Here is an 18,335-nt window from a genome sequence, read left to right as displayed (position 1 = left end):
TCAGGGCGTCATGACCGTCAGAATGGTCGTGACGGCCGCCTCCACCCGGCATTTGATGTCCTCATCGCTCAAGACAAAGTCCGGATAGAACAATGCCCGCATATGAATATCCGCTTTGACCATGCCAAGAAACTGCTCCGAACAGAGTTCGGGGTCACGCGCGTTGAGAAGCCCTTCGGCAGTTTTCTGACGCAGATAATCGGCCAACCGAACATGGCCCTTGCCCGGGCCATTGCGGTAAAAATCATCGCCGAGTTCCGGAAACCGCGTCACTTCGCTCAGCACCGCGCGATGGATGGCCAGATTGACCGGATCGCATATGGCGCGCAAAAACGCGTCCCCGATGAACAGGAGCGCATCACGCGGGGTCTGGCTGTAGAAAGCTGCCTCATCGACACTGTCGAGAATGCGTTCGCAGCAGCGGCACAGCACCGCTGTGAACAAACCTTCCTTGCTGCCGAAATGTTCGTAAAGCGTGCGCCGCGACCCGCCTGAGCGTTCGATGATCTTGTCAAGCGTGGTGCCTGCAAAGCCATTCTCCAGAAACACAGCTGTCGCCGCCTCGACAATGGCGCGGCGGCGGAGGTCGCTGCGTGACGGCCCCTTATCCGCCGCTTTATCGGAGCGAACCGGGCGATCTTTTGCCGGGCTGACTTCAAGCACATTCATCACTGTATCCTCATGCATTTCGTCCTGTCTGTGCCAGGACCGAATGCTCGCCCTCCCTAGGCCTAAAAAATAAGCTTAGCTCAGGGAAATTATTTGACAATGGTACTGCACGGTACCATACATACGAAAATGGTACTTGCCAATACCATGCTAGTCTCATTGCATCCCAAGGATCATCGTCATGACGTCCGCCCAGAAGTCCATGCTTCGCCTCGGTGCCGCAGGTCTCCTCCTGGTGGCTGCTCTTGTCTTTGGCTGGCATTGGTGGACGGTGAGTCGTTATATCGAAACCACCGACAATGCCTATGTCGAGGCCGACATGTCGATCATAGCCCCCAAAGTCACGGGCTATGTGCGTGAAGTGCGGGTAGCCCATAACCAGCCGGTGCACACGGGCGATGTGCTTGTGGTCATCGACGACCGCGATTTCACCGCCCATGTTCAGGCTGCCGATGCCAATGTGGCGGCCCGGCGCGCGGCCAGCGCCGCACTTGTGGAACAAGTAACGCTGCAACATTCCCTCATCCATGAGGCCGAAGCTCGGCTCCGGAGCACCGAAGCCGAGCGCAAACGGGCGAAGTCCGATCTTGATCGCTATATCAGCCTCGCCAGTGATGGCACGGTGAGCCGCCAGCGCCGCGATCAGGCCGAAGCCGATCATGAAAAGGCCGACGCCGCACTCACCGCCAACAAGGCCGCCCTCGCCGCCGAGCGCCAGCGCCTGGTGGTGTTTTCGTCGCAGATCGAGGAATCCGCGGCGGCACTCAAAGCCGCCGAGGCCGAACGCACGCTGGCCCAGATCGATCTCGACAACACCATCATCCGCGCGCCCATCGATGGTGTGGTCGGCAACAAACAAGTGGAAATCGGCCAATATCTCCGCCCGGGCATGCAAATTCTGGCCGTGGTGCCGCTGCCGGACGTCCATGTGGTGGCCAATTTCAAGGAAACCCAGGTCGCCTATATGAAGATCGGCCAGCCGGTGACCCTCAAGATCGACGCCTTCAAAGACCGCGAGGTCAAGGGCACGGTCGAAAGCTTCGCCCCCGCGTCCGGTGCGCGGTTCAGCCTGCTGCCGCCCGAAAACGCCACCGGCAATTTCACCAAGATCGTCCAGCGGGTGCCGGTGCGGATCAAAGTCTCCTCAGCCGATCTCGCCGGAGCTTTGCGCCCCGGCCTTTCGGCGGTGGTGTCGGTCGATACGCGCTCAAACACGGACAACCCGGCCGGCCAAGGCCTGGCTGCGGCCGCCGCCGAAACCCCACGCGCCGCCGCCCTGCCCGCTCCCACTAGCCGCAGCGCGCCCTAAAGGCAATCCCCATGAGCAGCGCCACAAGCGTAGAGCGTCCCCACCCGACCCGCGCCCAATACATCGGTTGGGGCTTCATGGTGCTTGGCATGTTCATGGCGATTCTGGACATCCAGATCGTTGCAAGCTCTATCGCCCAGATTCAGGCCGGACTTGCGGCCAGCCCCGATGAAATCAGCTGGATTCAAACCAGTTACCTGATCGCCGAAGTGATCATGATCCCGCTGTCGGGCTATCTCGCCCGCATGATCTCCACCCGCAAACTGTTCGTCATTTCGGCCATCGGCTTCACGGTCATGAGCATCGCCTGCGCCTGTGCCTGGTCGATTGAAAGCATGATCGTCTTCCGGGCACTTCAGGGCTTTCTCGGCGGGGCCATGATCCCCACCGTGTTCACCACCACCTTCTCGCTGTTCCCGCGCCAGCGCCAGGCTTTTGCCAATGTCATTGTCGGCCTGGTAGCCACCATGGCCCCGACCATCGGCCCGACGCTTGGCGGCTGGTTGAGCGAGACCCTGTCCTGGCACTGGCTGTTCCTGGTCAATCTGGTGCCGGGCGCGCTGATCATTTTCGTCGTATCCGCCATGCCCGCGCTCGACCGCGCCGACGCGAGCTTGCGCAAGGGGTTCGACATCATCGGGCTGACCCTGATGGCCCTGTTCCTCGGCAGCCTTGAATATGTGCTCGACGAGGGCCCGCGCGACGACTGGTTTGATAAACCGTCGATCACCTTCTTCACCGTCGTCTGCGTGGCGTCAGCCTTTCTGTTCTTCCGCCGCGTCCTCAGCTATGACAAGCCGATCGTCAATATCCGCGCCTTTCGCGACCGCAATTTCGCCATCGGTTGTCTCTACAGCTTCATCATCGGCATCGGCCTTTATGGCGCGACCTATATCATGCCGCTGTTTCTCGGCCGGGTGCGCGGCTATAACGCGCTTCAAATCGGCACCATCATGGCCATTGCCGGGATCTTTCAATTCGCCTCCGCCCCGATTGCCGGGCGCTTGCAGCCGCTGATGGATCCACGTCTGATGCTCGGCATCGGTCTTGCGCTATTTGGCGGCGGGCTGTTCCTCTCCCATTACGAGACCTCCGACTGGAGCTTTCATGAGTTTCTACTGCCACAGGCGGTGCGCGGACTCGGGCTTATGTTCTGCTTCATCCCGGTGAACGCGCTCGCCCTCGGCACCCTGCCGCCGGCCGAGCTCAATAACGCGAGCGGGCTTTACAATCTCATGCGCAATCTCGGCGGGGCCATCGGCATGGCCGGGATCAACACCCTGCTCGACAGCCGGTTGCATCTTCATATGGCCCGGCTGTCGGACCGACTCGATCCGTCCCGGCCAGAATTCCGCAATCTTCTTGAGGGACTTACCGCCCGTCTGGGTGACGCGTCCGGGATCAATGCCGACGCCGCAGCGATGAAGATCATTGCCGGCCTGGTGCAGCGCGAAGCCACCGTCCTTGCGTTCAACGACGTCTATCTGGTCATGGCCGGAGTTTTCGTCGTCGGTATCCTGCTGATGCCGCTTGTGCGCAAACCCGCGCATGTGGTCAAGGACGGTCACTAAATTCCCGTAGGCCATGGATTGCCTTTGGAAATCCTTGTGTTGGCGCTAAACTGGTCAAGAACATTACAGGACTATAATTTCAGAGTATCCGACTACTATGTCGCGCAAGATCCTAGTCGTTGAAGATGACACCGTAACCGGCCCTTACATCGCGCAAGGGTTGAAGGAGGCGGGCTATGCGGTCGATCTCGTCAGCGACGGCCGCGAGGCGCTTTATCTTGCCACCGGCACCAGTCACGACCTGATCATTCTCGACCGCATGCTGCCGTCCCTCGACGGGCTGTCGGTGCTGAACGCCCTGCGGGCCGCGAGCATCGATACCCCGGTGATCTTCCTGTCCGCGCTCAGTACCCTTGATGAACGGGTGAAAGGGCTCAAGGCAGGCAGCGACGATTACATGGTCAAACCCTTCGCCTTTTCCGAACTGCTGGCCCGGGTCGAGATTCTGTTGCGCCGTCCACGTGCCAGCGACATGGCCCAGACCAAACTCACTTGCGCCGATCTCGAGCTTGAGCTTCTGACCCGCCGCGCCACCCGGGAGGGCCGCGAAATCGAATTGCAGCCACGCGAATACCGGCTGTTGGAATTTCTCATGCGCCGTCAGGGCCAGATCGTCACCCGCACCATGTTGCTTGAAGGGGTCTGGGACCATTATTTCGACCCGCAAACCAATGTCATCGATGTTCACATCAGTCGTCTTCGCCAGAAGATCGATAAAGGCTTTACGCGCACCCTGATCCATACCATCCGAGGAGCGGGATATATCCTAACAGCTGAGAGGTGAGGCCATGCGGACGATCAACACGACTGCCAGCCGGTTTGTTCGGATATTTTTGTGGGGAACTTTTGCGACCATCGTGATCGCCTATGCGATCCTCTATTTTCTGACCGTTCCCCTGTTGGAAAATCGCTATGCCGAAGCTGCCCATCATGAGGTGGAGGAGTTTCAGGCCGAGTTCATGAAAAACGGCATCCCCGGGGTCAAGTCGCTGATGGAGCGGCGGGCCAACGAAAGCCGCAACAACGAATCCGTCTATCTGCTGCAAAGCCCGACTGGCCTCATCGTGAGCGGCAACCTCGGATCCTGGCCGCCAAGCATCGAGGCCGACGGCAAATGGCACCGCATCCAGTTGTTGCGGCGGTCTGACGTCACGCCCACGCCCATTGGCTTCCGTGCCGTGCCGTTGCCGGACCGTAGCTGGCTTCTGGTCGGCCGCGACCTCCAGACCAGCGCCCTGTTCCGCAAGCGCGTGACCGAGGCGCTGACCATCGCCCTGCTGGTCACCGCCATTGTCGGCCTGGCTGGCAGTTATTTTCTGTCCCGCGTGCTGTTGCAACGGGTCGAAAGCATCACCCATGGCGTCGACGACATCATGCGCGGGGATCTATCCCGGCGTTTCGAACGTTCGGCCGAATCTGACGAGTTCGATCGCCTGGGCGGCGCGCTCAATGGCATGCTCGACCGCATCGAGGAACTGATGACCTCCATGCGCACCATCACCGACAGCATCGCCCATGACTTCCGAAGTTCTCTGATGCGCATGAAAACACGGCTTGAGGCCATGGTGGACAAGCCCAACGTGGACCAACGGGTCAAGGACACCGTCGCCGTGGTCCTGACCGAGGCGGACAACCTGGTGACGTCCCTGAACGCCCTCCTTGAGATTGCCCGCGCCGAAGCCGGTCTCAGCCGCGACCAGATGGCCAGCGTCGATCTCTCGGCCCTCGTCAAGGATCTTGGGGAGCTTTATCACCCGGTGGCGGAAGAAAAAGGAATCAATCTGAAAATCGAGGTCAGCGAGGAGCTGAAAGTGCGCGGTCACCGCCAGTTGCTGGCGCAGGCGGTGTCGAATCTGGTGGAAAACGCCCTCAAATACAGCCCGGAAGGCAGCGACGTTTTGCTGAGAACGCTGCTCGGGAATGCTGGCCCGGTGATCGTGGTCGCCGACCAAGGCCCTGGAATTCCATCAGAAGACTGGGATAAAGCGCAGGAACGCTTCGTGCGGCTTGAGACCGCTCATACCCATACGGTGCATGGTGAAGGACTCGGCCTCAGCCTCGTGGCCGCGGTCGCCAAACTGCACAGCGCCGACTTCACCCTGGCCGACAATGACCCCGGACTGAGGGCCTCCATCAAATTTCTGACTTTGGGACGAAAGTGAAGCATTCATAGAGCGATTACGGGTTTTTGTCCGAACATTACAAAATTTTAATGTTCTATCCACGCTCAGGAAATTTAGGACAGCATACCGTCCTTGTAGCGAACGAGTGTTGCCAAATTAAGGCAGACTTGAACGTATCGCGCTCGAAAATGGAGGCTTTCTGTAAAATCCATGAGCTATGCCAATCAACAATCAAGCTCTACCCGCATGGTTGGCTTCGGTATCGTGGTTCTGATGCACGTAGCCGTTGGCTATGCCCTGCAGTCAGGTCTCGCGCGTAGCGTTATTGAGGTGATCCGTGGTCCGATCGAGACCAAGATCATCGAAGAACAAAAGCCCGATGACAAAGAACCACCACCGCCGCCGCCTAAATTTGATCAACCCCCGCCGCCCTTCGTGCCTCCTCCGGAAATCTCCATTGATATGCCGGCTGAGTCCTCGTCGACTACGGCGATTTCAAACGTGCAATCCAAGGTGTCGGCCCCTGCGCCTGTCGCGGCTCCAAAGCCCGCTCAGCCAGACACGCCACCCCAAAGCACGAAGCGCAACTCCCAGCCGGAATATCCGCCGTCAGCACGACGCGCAGGTGAAGAAGGCACGGTTATCCTGCTTCTGTATGTGAAGGAAGATGGCCGCATCGGAGAAGCGAAAGTCGATAAGTCGAGTGGTTTCAACCGTCTCGATGAAGCGGCCCAGAAGGAAGCCGAACGCAATTGGCGCTTCAAGCCCGCGACGAAAGACGGCAAGCCCGTGGCAGCCTGGACCAAAGTGGCAGTCACGTTCCGCCTGACCAACTAAACTCGGCGTGAACGATAGCCACGCTTATAAGTCCAATGGACTGAACCGAATTCTGAGAGGAATTTTCAGATGATTAACGAACTTCTGTTCATCATGCAGGAAGCGGCCTCGGCCGCAGCCGACGCGGCTCACGCCGCGGCTGGCGCTGCAACCGACGCTGCTTCGGCTGCGGCTTCTGCCGCGACCGACGCCGCAGCAGCCGCCAGTGACGTTGCTGCTGACGCAGCTGCTTCCGGCGCTGCACTGACCGAAGAAGTTGCCAACCCCTACAGCCTGGGTTCCATGTGGCAGCATGGTGACTTTGTCGCCAAATCCACCCTCGTGATCCTGTTGGTCATGTCGATGGGCACATGGTTCATTCTGATCGGCAAGCTGCTTGAGCAGCAGAAGATCCTGAACCAGGCCAAAACGGCTGCCAAGAAGTTCTGGGCTGCCAAGACCATGCAGGAAGGCGTCAACTCGCTTGAAAAGACCAGCGCTTTCCGTGCTGTTGTCGAAGATGGCCTGAAGGCTGTTGAACAGCATGAAGGCTCGCTCTCGCATCAGCTCAGCCTGGCTGATTGGGTGCAGCTGTCGCTCGGCCGTTCGACCGACTTCGTACAAAGCCGCCTTCAGGGTGGTCTGCCGTTCCTCGCCAGCGTGGGTTCGGTTGCACCGTTCGTCGGTCTGTTCGGTACGGTGTGGGGTATCTACCACGCGCTTATCGCCATCGGTCTTTCCGGTCAGGCTTCGATCGACAAGGTCGCTGGTCCGGTTGGGGAAGCACTGATCATGACCGCCATCGGTCTGGCCGTCGCTGTTCCTGCCGTTCTTGGTTACAACTGGCTTGTCCGTCGTAACAAAGTGGCCATGGAAAACCTTCGTTCTTTCTCCGGCGACATCTATACCTACCTGCTGAGCGGTTCGCGCGAAGCTGGTGCACCGGCCAAGACCGCAGCTCGGAGCCACTAATATGGGTATGAATGTCGGCAGCAGTAATGGTGATGAAGACGAAGTAATGTCTAACATCAACACGACGCCTCTCGTGGACGTCATGCTGGTTCTGCTGATCATCTTCCTGATCACGGTTCCGGTCGTCCTCCAGACCGTCGATGTCGATTTGCCAAAAGCCGAAAACATCCCCACCCAGACGAAGCCTGAGAATATCAGCATCTCTGTGGACAAGGATGGCAGCGTGTTCTGGGGCATGGAGAAGATGGCGAACAACGCCGAACTTCTCGATCGTGTCAAAGAAGCCGCGCTGAAGAAACCGCAGCCGGAAGTCCATATCCGCGCCGACAAGAATACTCGCTTTGAGTATGTCGGCCGGGTGGTGGTCACCTGCCAGCGGGGCGGCATCGGCAAGGTGGGCTTCATCACCGACCCCGAACGGGTTGTTCCCAATATGTAATTGGGGAAACCTAAGGAGTTAATACACTATGGGAATGAATGTATCGTCCGGCGGTGATGATGAAGTGATGGTGGATATGAACACCACACCGCTCATCGACGTGATGCTGGTTCTCTTGGTGATGCTCATCATCACCATTCCGATCCAGACTCACGCGGTGAAACTCGACATGCCGCGACCAAACATGAACCAGAAAGAAGAGCTGGTTAAGCCCGAGGTGGTGAACCTTGAGGTAGACTTTGACGGCACTGTGATCTGGAACGGCACTCCCGTTACGGATCAGGCGACCCTGAATGGCTACCTCTCCCGCGCTGCGAATACCAATCCGCAGCCGGAAGTCCACCTTCGGCCGAATCGCCTGGCGAAATACGATCACGTCGCACGCGTGCTGGCTTCGGCCCAGCGGCTCGGCGTCCTAAAGATCGGCTTCGTCGGCAACGAACAATATATGGATTAGTCGTTTCACGGGACGGCGCTGTGCAGAGCCGATGCTGCCAGCGCCGTCTTCCGTTTTCCCCTCCTCTCCGCGAGAAATATGATCATGAGACAGACAAAGACGCTTTCCGCCGCCCTGTTGGCCTTCGCCTGCGTCGCGGGTGGTTTGGCTTCGACCGTCGTCTTCGCCCCGACTGCAGCCCATGCGGCGAAAGAGCAGAAAGTTGGTCAGAAGGTCGGCAAGCCCCTCAAAGAGGCGCAGGAAGCCGCTCAAAAGGGCGATTTCAAATCAGCTCTGGTTAAGGTGAAGGAAGCGGACGCCGTGTCCGGCAAGACCGCCTATGAGCAACAGACCGTTAACGAATTTCTTGGTTATGTGGCGATCAATCTGAAAGATTACGCAACCGCAGCCAAAGCATTTGAAGCCACCGTCACCTCAGGTCAGCTTGATGCGGCCCAGGTGCCGGCCCGTCTCAAGGCTGTGACCCAGCTCAACTATCAGATCAAGAATTACGATAAGGCGAAGCAATTCGCGAACCGCTACCTGAAGGAAGTTGGTCCGGATACCGAAATTCAGCTGATGCTGGCGCAGGTCGCCTATATCCAGCAGGATTACAAGACATCCGGCGATATGGTCCGTCAGGTCATCCGCGCCGCTGATGCCGCTGGAAAGCCAGTCAAGAAAGAGTGGCTTGAGCTCGACATGAGCAGCGCCTACAAGCTTGGCAATATGGACGGCGTCGCAAGCTCCCTGAAGCAGCTCGTCACCCGCTATCCCTCCAAGGAATATTGGGAACAGCTCCTCGACCTGTCCATGCGCAAAACAGGTTTGTCGGACAAGGACAATCTTGATTACTACCGCCTGAAGCGGGCCAACGGCCTGATCAAGGACGGCAGCGAACTGGTGGAAATGGCTCAGCTTGCCATTCAGGCCGGTCTCCCGGGTGAAGCGAAGACGGTCCTCGAAAAGGGCTTTGCGGACGGCCAGCTTGGCGGCGTCAACAAAGAACGTGAAACCCGTCTTCTGACCATGGCCAAAACACAGGCCGCCACCGACCAGAAGTCACTTGCCGCCGACGAAGCCACCGCAGCCAAGGCCGCGACCGGCGAAGCCAGCGTCAAGATCGGCGAAGCCTATTCAAGCTATGGCATGCATGACAAAGCCATTGCTGCGATCAACGCCGGTATCGCCAAAGGCGGCCTCAAGAATCCGGAAGACGCCAAACTGCGCCTTGCGCTTGCTCAACTTGCCGCCGGCAAAACCGCGGATGCCAGCAAGACCCTGCGTGACGTTAAGGCAGGCACCGGCAACACCAGCACGATCGCTGATCTGTGGCGTATCTATGTCGGCAACAAATCCTAAGGATTTCTGTCCTCTCCCGTACCCACCCATCGGCAAAACATGACTAGGTACGGACGGTGCGCTCTGCTGAGCGCACCGATTTTTTTGCCTTGTCGGCAAAACATAAGCCGTGATGAACCAGCTTAAGGCCTACTTCCAAACAGTCTCGGCCAGTCTCAGCCAGTTGCCGCCGAGAATGCCACTCGCCTCGTCTGCGCTATAGCCACGATCCAGCAGAATTTCGGCGATTTCCGGGAACTGTTCCGGGGTGACATATTTAAATGTGCCGTCATAGCCAAGCTCCGGCGGGAACAGTTCCGGATGGGCCGTCACATAGTCGGTAAGCTCGCTCATATCGAAGGTGTAATCGAGGCTGATCCCCACGTGACGCGGCCCGACCAGTTTCGCCACATAGTCCACATGGCGCACGAAATTGGCCGCCGAAACATCCATATCGCCGAGAAAACGGCCAATGCCGTTGATGCCGATGACGCCGCCGCTGGCTGCCACCGCCGTGAGGATATCGTCCGGCACATTGCGCGGATGATCCACCAGCGCACGTGGATTCGAATGCGACAGAATGACCGGTCCCCGCGCCATCTCCAGAACATCGCGCGAGGTGCGAAGGCCGGTGTGACTGATGCAGGGGAGCATGCCGACCCGCTCCATCTCCTGCACCGCATCGCGACCGAAATCGCTTAAGCCCGGATCTTCCGCATCCTGGCAGCCGCCGCCCGCCTTGTTCGCCTTGTTATAGGCGATCAGCATCCAGCGCACCCCAAGGTCGTAAAACAACTGAATGAACGACAGATCGTCCTCGACAGCGCGGATCCCTTCGATGTCGAACAGGATGGAAAGCTTGCCCGCGGCCTTGGCCGCTTTGATGTCCGCCGCCGTGCGCACCAGCGCATATTTGTCGGGCTGGCGCGCGTACCAGTTGCGCTGAGCGGCGATGATCCGTGCATGGTCCTCAAACCCCATGCTGCCAAAGCCGATATTGAGCGTGACCACATTGACGCCCGCGTCCCGGCAGCGCTCGATATCGCCCAGAAAACTTTGGTCAGGCCGCATGGGCATACAGGCATGGTTGTCCCAGACGATGCTATCGCGCAGCAGGCTGCGCCCGCGCCCGAATGCTTCTCCCGCCGTCTCCGATAAGGCACTGGTCATCGAAACTTCCTCTTGATCGTCGTTCTCAAGCTGATGATCATGCTGGAGCTTTGGCAAACGTCAAGCCCCGGGAACCTAATCGCCACAGAATTGCACGGGTCACAAAAAGATCATTGGCCAGTCTGCCCCGCCTTAGCCATAACTGCCCTAAGATCAGTTTGATAAACCAAGACGCTCGAACCAGGGGAGCCCCGGCATGATCACGGCCTTTGTCAACAGCATGGGAACCATGCGACGTGTCTCGCTTGAAGAAGGCCAGGAGGTTCCGTTCGCCGCGACCTGGATCGATCTCATGTCGCCGACCCCGGCCGAGACCAAAACAATCGAAGCCTCGCTCGGCCTTGAATTCCCGACCAAGGAGGAAATGAGCGAGATCGAAGTCTCAAGCCGGCTCTACCAGGAAGGCGGCGCTTTCTTCCTCACGGCCACGGTGCTCACCAAAGCCGACAGCGTGATCCCCGAAAGCCATCCGGTCACCTTCATCCTGAGCGGCCATCGCCTGATCACACTGCGCCATGCCGACCCCTTGCCGTTTCGCTCCTTCGCCTCACAGGTCGAGCGTCCGGGCCATGCCTGCCCCAGTGGAGAAGCGGCGCTAATGGGTCTGTTTGATGCCATCATCGACCGCATCGCCGATATTCTCGAACATGTGCAGGCCGACATGGACAGCCTGTCGAACGAGACCTTCACCCGACGGAAGCGCCTCGCCGGGCTCGATTTCGAAGCTATGCTACAGCGTATCGGCCGCTGTCAGACCCTGACCTCGAAAGCCCGTGACAGTCTGGTCTCCATTGGCAGGCTGCTGACCTTCCTCGGCCGCCCGGGCGACGCCAAGACCGACAAGGCGCTTGGCCGCAACGTCAAGACGCTGATTCGCGACGTCACCTCCCTAAGCGATCACGCGACGTTTCTGTTGAGCAATATCAACTTCCTGCTTGATGCGACGCTTGGCATGCTGAACATCGAACAGAACGGCATCATCAAGATTTTTTCCGTGGCCGCCGTGGTGTTCCTGCCGCCGACCCTGATCGCCAGCATTTACGGCATGAACTTCGAACATATGCCGGTCGAAATCCATTCGACTTACGGCTATCCAATCGCGCTCGTCGTGATGTTGCTGTCGGCTGTGCTGCCCTATTTCTTTTTCAAGCGCAAAGGCTGGCTCTGACCGGCAAAGAAAAAGGGCTCGCCGTGGCGAGCCCTTTTTTGTGATCATTCAGCGGCAGCAGCCTTACCGAGCCGGGATCGTTTTTTCCCATACAAGAAATAAATAGCCAGGCCAATCACCGTCCAGACCGTGACCAGCAACCAGGTCTCAGCTGGCAAGCTCACCATCATGTAGCCGCAAATGCCGATCCCGGCGAGCGGGACAAACGGCAGAAACGGTGTGCGGAACGGACGCTTCAGATCTGGCGAGGTATGGCGCAGAACGAGAACCCCGGCACAGACAATGACAAAAGCCAGCAATGTGCCCATGGACACAAGCTTGCCGAGCACATCGATCGGCAACAGGCCACCCAAAATCGCCGCGGCAGAGCCGGTGATGATGGTGCCCACATAGGGCGTGCGGTATTTGCTGTGAACACGACCGAACGCGCCCGGCAGCAGACCATCCCGTGACATCGACATGAAAATGCGCGGCTGGCCCATCAGCAGAACCAGAATAACCGACGCAAGACCCATGATGGCCCCAATATTGACCAGCATGCCAAGCCAGGCATAGGTCGGGCCAAGCGTGTTGATGGCGACAAACACCGGATGCGGCACATTGAGCGTGGTGTAATGGGCCAGCCCCGTCATCACGAAGGCCATCAGGATATAAAGCACGGTACAGATGGCCAGCGACCCGAGAATGCCGATCGGCATGTCGCGTTGCGGGTTCTTCGCCTCCTGAGCCGCCGTGGATACCGCGTCAAAGCCGATATAGGCAAAGAACACCACAGCCGAGGCGCGGATGACCCCCGAGAAACCATATTCGCCGAATTTACCTGTATTCGGCGGAACCAGCGGGTCCAGATTGGCCCAATTGATATGCTGAATGCCGATGCCGATCACCAGCAACACCACCGCCACCTTGATCATGACGATGACATTGTTGAAACGGGCCGACATCTCGATACCGAACACCAGAATGCTGGTGATAATACCGACCAGCAAAACTGCCGGGAAATTGATGAAGGAGCCCGTCAGATGGAACTGGCCATCGTTATAAGCGAGCGGAGCGCTTGTGAGCACCGCCGGAATAAAAATACCGATTTCATGCATGAAGGCGGTGAAATAGCCGGACCAACCGACCGACACCGTCGACGACGCCACGAGATATTCAAGCACCAGATCCCAACCGATGATCCAGGCAATAAACTCGCCAAGCGTCGCATAGGCATAGGTATAAGCGCTGCCCGCCACCGGGATCATCGAGGCGAATTCAGCATAGCAAAGCCCGGCAAAGAAACAGCCGAGCGCCGCCACCATGAAGGAAAACATCACCCCCGGCCCGGCATAATTGGCCGCGGCCTCCCCGGTGATAACGAAAATACCGGCGCCGATGATGGCCCCGATCCCAAGCATGATCAATTGATAGGCGGATAGAACGCGTTTCAACGAATTCCCATGCACGTCAGCCCCTGCCAGGGCTTCCATTTGCAATGTATTGATATCCTTGCGAGTCCAGAGACCCATACAAAACTCCCCATTTTCCTTTGTAGTGTCATTTGGAAGTACGGTTCTGGCCGCGTTCCTCCCCCGACGTCGCTTAATCCCCGGACGAACCGGGGCATTCCCTCTTAAGACGGCTCCGCTTCAAAAAGCGGCAATCAATTCTCCGCCTGATACGTCAATTTCCAGATTTTTCCCTTTTGACTGTCCGCGATATACACAGCCCCATCATTGGAAACGGCGATCCCGGTTGGCCGTGCCACCGCCTCGGCCGGATTGCGCACAATCGGTTTCCCCGCAAAACCATCCGCGAAAACCTGCGGCGCCCCGTCCGGCAGACCAGCCTTCATGGCTTGATAGAGCACTTTATAGCCTGCCTGCGGCAACGGCGCCCGGTTCCAGGAGCCGTGAAACGCAATCAGCAACCCGCCCCGATAACTTAACGGTCCCGACAGCGTTTCATAAAAAGCGATGGCATTCGGCGCCCAATGGGCCGGATAGGCGGCAAGCGGGCCGTCATAGCGGCCTGGTTTGACCGCAGTGCGCCCATCGCCGCCATATTCCGGGGCAATCATGCGTTCCTTGCGGCGGCCATCAAAATAACTATAAGGCCAGCCGTAATCACCGCCATCGCGCAGCCGGATCAATTCCTCGGCCGGAACCTCGGCATTGTCCTGGGCCGAATAATACTCAGGCCACAGCGTGTTCAACTGGTCCCGACCATGGACCACCGAAAACACGCCGCCAGCCATGCGGCTCCAGGCGAGAGCGAGGGCGTTGCGGATGCCGGTTGCAAAGCGCACGCCGTCTTTCTCAAAGGTCTGCCCCGGCTGATCGGCCTTAAAGCGCCAGACACCGGCCGCAGCCGCCAGTTGCACGCAGGGCTGCTGCCCCTTGACCCTGGTCTGACGATCACTCAGCTGACAGGCGTTCGACGGCGCGCCGATGGTGACAAAAAGATTGCCCGCAGTGTCGATCACCAGCGGCTTTGACGCATGGACACGTTGGGCCGGGAAACCGCTGACGATGGTTTCAGGCTCTCCCTCCGGCACAAGCTTGCCTTCGGTCAGGCGGTAGCGATAAACCGCAGTGTCCGAGCTGATATAGAGATAGCCGTTCCAGATGGTGATGCCGGTGCCGCCGGTCTTGTCAAAGCGTTCCTCGCGGTTGGCAACGCCGGTGCCGTACTCGTCCCGCAGCGCTACGACCCCGCCGCCACCCTTGGCCGTGCGCAAGCGCACATAGACGTCCCCGTTCGGAGCCACCGCCAGATGCCGGGCACTGCCCACGCCGGGTGCAAAGACCGTGGCGCTCCACCCCGGCAGAAGCTTGAGATCCTGCGCCTTTGCCGCCCCGCCATCCAAGACCGCGATCAAAACCGCAGCGATCAGACCCCACATAGCGCGCTGCATTCACAATCCTTTTGCCGCTAGCCGTAAAGCGCTGGATTATGCCCGTTGCACGGCCAGCCGTCCAGCTTCGAGCCGCACGATCTGATCGGCCAGCCGTTCTACTTCATCCATGGCATGGCTGACATAGATGATCGGCACCCGCACATGATCGCGGAGCCGCTCGATATAGGGCAAAAGTTCCGCTTTGCGCGCGCCATCCAACGACGACAGCGGCTCATCCATCAGCAGCAAGCGCGTCCCGGCAAGAAGCGCCCGACCAATGGCCACCCGCTGCGCCTCCCCACCCGACAGGGTTCGCGGGGCCCGGGTCAACAGACGTTCAAGCCCAAGCAGGCCGATCACCTCAGTCGGAGTTGCAAGCGCCGCATCCTCACGCCAGCCATATTCAAGATTGCCGCGCACCGACAGATGGGGAAACAGCCGCCCGTCCTGAAAGACATAGCCAATGCCGCGCCGGTGCGGCGGCAGACAGATCCCCGCCTCGGTATCGAGCAGGGTCACGCCATCGATCTCGACCTGCCCGCGAAGCGGCCGGATCAGACCGGCGATGACATTGACCATGGTGGTCTTGCCCGCGCCCGACGCCCCGACCAAAGCGACGACCCGCCCGGCCGAAGAAAATTCGGCATCCAACGTGAAGTCGCCCCGCCGCTCCAGCACCGCAACCCGGATCATCCTGCCCTCGCGTTCTGACCGGCGATCTGGCGCGTGACCCGTTGCGCGAGCCATTCGGAAAGTCCGAGCGCGGTCATGGAAATCACCACCGCCACCAGCGTCAGCCGCAACACGGCGGCATCACCACCGGGCATCTGGGTGTAACCGTAAATCGCCACCGGCAAGGTCTGGCTCACCCCCGGAATGGCCGAGACAAAAGTGATCGTGGCCCCGAATTCGCCAAAGGCCTTGGCAAAGGACAGAATGGTACCTGCAAGAATACCCGGTGCGGCCAGCGGCAGGGTGATGGTCGCAAACACCCGCAACCGCCCGGCCCCGAGCGTGGACGCCGCCTGTTCCAGCCGATGATCCACCGCCTGCAACGATAACACCATGGTGCGCACCATCAATGGCAGCCCCATGATCGCCGCCGCCAGCGCCGCGCCGGTCCAGCGGAAGGCGAACACGATGCCGAAATGCTCGGCAAGCGGTGCCCCGAGCACGCCGTTCCGCCCGAACAGCACCAGCAGCAAATAGCCCGTCACCACCGGCGGCAGCACCAGCGGCAGATACACAAATAGCCCCAGAATGCCACGCCCCCAGAACCGCCCGCGCGCAAGCAGCAGCGCAAGCCCAAGCCCGACCGGCAGCGAACACAGCGCCGCCACCGTCGCCACCTTGAGACTGAGCCGAACCGCAGTCCATTCCTCAGGCGTGAGAGTCATCATGGAAGGGTGAAACCGTGACTCGCAAATATGCTGCGTGCCGCCGTCCCTTTCAGGAAACCAAGGAACGCCGTCGCCTCCCCAAGGGAGCCGGCGTCCCGCAGCAGCGCCACCGGATAGAGAATCGCCGGATGACTGCTTGCCGGAAAGGTGCCAACCACGCGCACGCCAGGTTCAGCCAACGCATCGGTGCCATAAACAATGCCGTAGGGAGTCTCCCCCCGGGCCACGAAGGCGAGCGCCGCACGGACATTTTCCGCTTCGGCCACCTGACCCTCGACCGCCGACCAGACGCCAAGCGACTGCAGGGCGGCTTTGCCATATTTCCCAGCCGGGACCGTGGCCACGGTGGCCATGGCGAGGCGGTCCTTGCCGAGAAGCTTCGCGAGCGGGAAGTCTTTCTTGATCTCGACCGGCTTGGCCGAGGCCGTGGGCGCGATCAGGACCAGACTGTTGCCAAGAAGATCGCGGCGGCTATCCGGCTGAATCAGGTTTTTCGCGGCGAGGTAATCCATCCAGTCCTCGTCCGCCGAGATAAAGACATCAGCCGGAGCCCCGGCCTCGATCTGGCGGGCCAGCGCCGAACTTCCGGCGTAGGAAATAACGATTTTGGTGGCTTTCTGCTGCGCTTCGAAGGCGCGCGCAACCTCATCGAGCGATCCGCGCAGGCTCGCGGCGGCAAAAACCGTCACCGTCCCCGCCGAAGCCGAGAGCGGCACAACCAAAAGTGCAACGAGCAGCAACAACCGGCGGATCATCCTGTGCCTCCCCTTAGATACCATAAAACCCGCGCCCATAATGCCGGGCGCGGGTTCAGAATGGCAACAGGATATTATATCCCGCCGTATATATCGCCGTAGCTTACGAGAAGGCTTGCAGTCCGGTCTGAGCACGGCCGAGGATCAGCGCATGCACGTCATGGGTGCCTTCATAGGTATTGACGGCTTCAAGATTCATCACATGGCGGATCACATGATATTCGTCGGCGATGCCGTTGCCACCATGCATATCGCGGGCGACGCGGGCGATATCGAGCGACTTGCCGCAGGAATTGCGCTTGATGATCGAAATCGTCTCAGGCGCGAGCGTGCCCGCGTCCTTCATGCGACCAGCCTGCAGGCAGCCAAGAAGCCCGAGGGTGATCTCGGTCTGCATGTCGGCGAGCTTTTTCTGGATCAGCTGATTCTGCGCCAGCGGACGGCCGAACTGCTTGCGATCCATGGTGTACTGACGCGCCGCATGCCAGCAGAATTCCGCCGCACCAAGCGCACCCCAGGCAATGCCGAAACGGGCATTGTTGAGACAACCGAACGGACCCTTGAGGCCCGACACATTCGGCAGCAGATTTTCATCCGGCACGAACACTTCGTCCATGGAGATCGAGCCGGTGATCGAAGCGCGGAGCGAGAACTTGCCTTCGATCTTCGGTGCGGTCAGACCCTTCATGCCCTTATCCAGGATGAAGCCCTTGATCACGCCCGCGTCGTCCTTGGCCCAGACCACGAACACGTCGGAAATCGGCGAATTGGTGATCCACATTTTGGAGCCATGAAGGATCCAGCCGCCATCAACCTTGCGGGCGCGGGTGCGCATGCCGCCCGGATCCGAGCCATGATCCGGCTCGGTCAGGCCAAAGCAGCCGACCCATTCGCCGCGCGCGAGCTTGGGCAGATATTTCTGGCGCTGTTCCTCGGTGCCATAAGCATAGATCGGATACATCACCAGCGACGACTGCACCGACATGGCCGAACGATAGCCGGAATCGACCCGCTCGACTTCGCGCGCCACCAGGCCATAGCTGACCGAATTGACGCCGGGGCAATCATAGCCCTCGATGGTCGAGCCGAGAAGGCCGAGCGCCCCCATTTCGGTCATGATGTCGCGATCGAAGACTTCATGACGATGCGCTTCCAGCACGCGCGGCAGCAACTGCCCCTGGCAGTAATCCCGCGCCGCATCCCGCACCATCCGCTCTTCTTCGGTCAACAGACCTTCAAGATCAAACGGATCTTCCCAATTGAACACTGCCTTAGCCATTCGCTT

At 59.4% G+C, this 18,335-nt stretch carries 17 protein-coding genes and 1 pseudogene; 10 read left to right on the top strand and 8 right to left on the bottom strand.

The window, feature by feature from the left end; all coding sequences use genetic code 11:
- A complete protein-coding gene (locus NYP16_RS12385) occupies positions 1-687 on the bottom strand; it encodes a TetR/AcrR family transcriptional regulator (protein WP_274944467.1) in 687 nt (228 codons plus the stop codon).
- 163 nt (positions 688-850) lie between these two features.
- Here NYP16_RS12385 and NYP16_RS12380 point away from each other — a divergent pair, with 163 nt between their 5' ends.
- From NYP16_RS12380 to NYP16_RS12340, 9 genes are all read left to right on the top strand, one after another.
- Entirely contained in the window at positions 851-1,978 is a 1,128-nt protein-coding gene (locus NYP16_RS12380) for an HlyD family secretion protein (protein ID WP_274944466.1), read from the top strand.
- Positions 1,979-1,989: 11 nt separating this feature from the next.
- The gene (locus tag NYP16_RS12375; protein ID WP_274944465.1) at positions 1,990-3,549 is read left to right on the top strand and encodes a DHA2 family efflux MFS transporter permease subunit; all 1,560 of its coding nucleotides are present in this window, start codon (positions 1,990-1,992) and stop codon (positions 3,547-3,549) included.
- A gap of 97 nt (positions 3,550-3,646) precedes the next feature.
- Complete coding sequence (locus NYP16_RS12370; protein ID WP_274944464.1) at positions 3,647-4,333, top strand: winged helix-turn-helix domain-containing protein; 687 nt, start codon at positions 3,647-3,649, stop codon at positions 4,331-4,333.
- A 4-nt stretch (positions 4,334-4,337) separates the two neighbouring features.
- Positions 4,338-5,711 (top strand): sensor histidine kinase, encoded by a 1,374-nt coding sequence (locus NYP16_RS12365; protein ID WP_274944463.1) that lies wholly within the window; start codon positions 4,338-4,340, stop codon positions 5,709-5,711.
- 171 nt (positions 5,712-5,882) lie between these two features.
- Positions 5,883-6,509 (top strand): energy transducer TonB, encoded by a 627-nt coding sequence (locus NYP16_RS12360; protein ID WP_274944462.1) that lies wholly within the window; start codon positions 5,883-5,885, stop codon positions 6,507-6,509.
- 69 nt (positions 6,510-6,578) lie between these two features.
- A complete protein-coding gene (locus NYP16_RS12355; protein WP_274944461.1) occupies positions 6,579-7,460 on the top strand; it encodes a MotA/TolQ/ExbB proton channel family protein in 882 nt (293 codons plus the stop codon).
- Between the two features lies 1 nt (position 7,461).
- Positions 7,462-7,899, top strand: a complete 438-nt coding sequence (locus NYP16_RS12350; RefSeq protein ID WP_274944460.1) for an ExbD/TolR family protein — start codon at positions 7,462-7,464, stop codon at positions 7,897-7,899.
- Positions 7,900-7,927: 28 nt separating this feature from the next.
- Positions 7,928-8,356 (top strand): ExbD/TolR family protein, encoded by a 429-nt coding sequence (locus tag NYP16_RS12345; protein ID WP_274944459.1) that lies wholly within the window; start codon positions 7,928-7,930, stop codon positions 8,354-8,356.
- 84 nt (positions 8,357-8,440) lie between these two features.
- Positions 8,441-9,697 carry a tetratricopeptide repeat protein gene (locus NYP16_RS12340; RefSeq protein ID WP_274944458.1) on the top strand — a complete coding sequence of 419 codons (1,257 nt, stop codon included), beginning with the start codon at positions 8,441-8,443 and terminating at the stop codon, positions 9,695-9,697.
- Between the two features lie 129 nt (positions 9,698-9,826).
- Here NYP16_RS12340 and NYP16_RS12335 read toward each other — a convergent pair whose 3' ends face one another.
- Complete coding sequence (locus tag NYP16_RS12335; RefSeq protein WP_274944457.1) at positions 9,827-10,846, bottom strand: dipeptidase; 1,020 nt, start codon at positions 10,844-10,846, stop codon at positions 9,827-9,829.
- 196 nt (positions 10,847-11,042) lie between these two features.
- On the opposite strand from NYP16_RS12335, the gene NYP16_RS12330 reads away from it, so the two are divergent.
- Entirely contained in the window at positions 11,043-12,014 is a 972-nt protein-coding gene (locus NYP16_RS12330) for a magnesium transporter CorA family protein (protein WP_274944456.1), read from the top strand.
- Between the two features lie 44 nt (positions 12,015-12,058).
- Here the strand turns inward: NYP16_RS12330 and NYP16_RS12325 are convergent, their stop codons facing one another.
- The 6 genes and pseudogenes from NYP16_RS12325 to NYP16_RS12300 form a co-directional block, all read right to left on the bottom strand.
- A complete protein-coding gene (locus NYP16_RS12325) occupies positions 12,059-13,525 on the bottom strand; it encodes an amino acid permease (RefSeq protein ID WP_274944455.1) in 1,467 nt (488 codons plus the stop codon).
- Between the two features lie 134 nt (positions 13,526-13,659).
- The gene (locus tag NYP16_RS12320; protein WP_274944454.1) at positions 13,660-14,913 is read right to left on the bottom strand and encodes a PQQ-dependent sugar dehydrogenase; all 1,254 of its coding nucleotides are present in this window, start codon (positions 14,911-14,913) and stop codon (positions 13,660-13,662) included.
- A 54-nt stretch (positions 14,914-14,967) separates the two neighbouring features.
- Positions 14,968-15,588, bottom strand: a pseudogene (gene modC / locus NYP16_RS12315) (molybdenum ABC transporter ATP-binding protein); the annotation flags it as partial.
- Positions 15,585-16,295, bottom strand: a complete 711-nt coding sequence (gene modB / locus NYP16_RS12310; RefSeq protein ID WP_274944452.1) for a molybdate ABC transporter permease subunit — start codon at positions 16,293-16,295, stop codon at positions 15,585-15,587. The pseudogene modC and the gene modB, both read right to left, overlap by 4 nt.
- Entirely contained in the window at positions 16,292-17,050 is a 759-nt protein-coding gene (gene modA, locus NYP16_RS12305; protein ID WP_274944451.1) for a molybdate ABC transporter substrate-binding protein, read from the bottom strand. The genes modB and modA overlap by 4 nt, the downstream gene beginning before the upstream one ends.
- Before the next feature lie 103 nt (positions 17,051-17,153).
- Positions 17,154-18,329: an acyl-CoA dehydrogenase gene (locus NYP16_RS12300; protein ID WP_274944450.1), complete on the bottom strand. Its 1,176-nt coding sequence runs from the start codon at positions 18,327-18,329 to the stop codon at positions 17,154-17,156.
- Positions 18,330-18,335 lie beyond the last annotated feature (6 nt).

The organism is Govania unica (genome assembly GCF_027920805.1).
Taxonomy (GTDB): Bacteria; Pseudomonadota; Alphaproteobacteria; order Sphingomonadales; family Govanellaceae; genus Govanella; species Govanella unica.
This window is presented reverse-complemented; position numbering and strand designations above follow the sequence as displayed.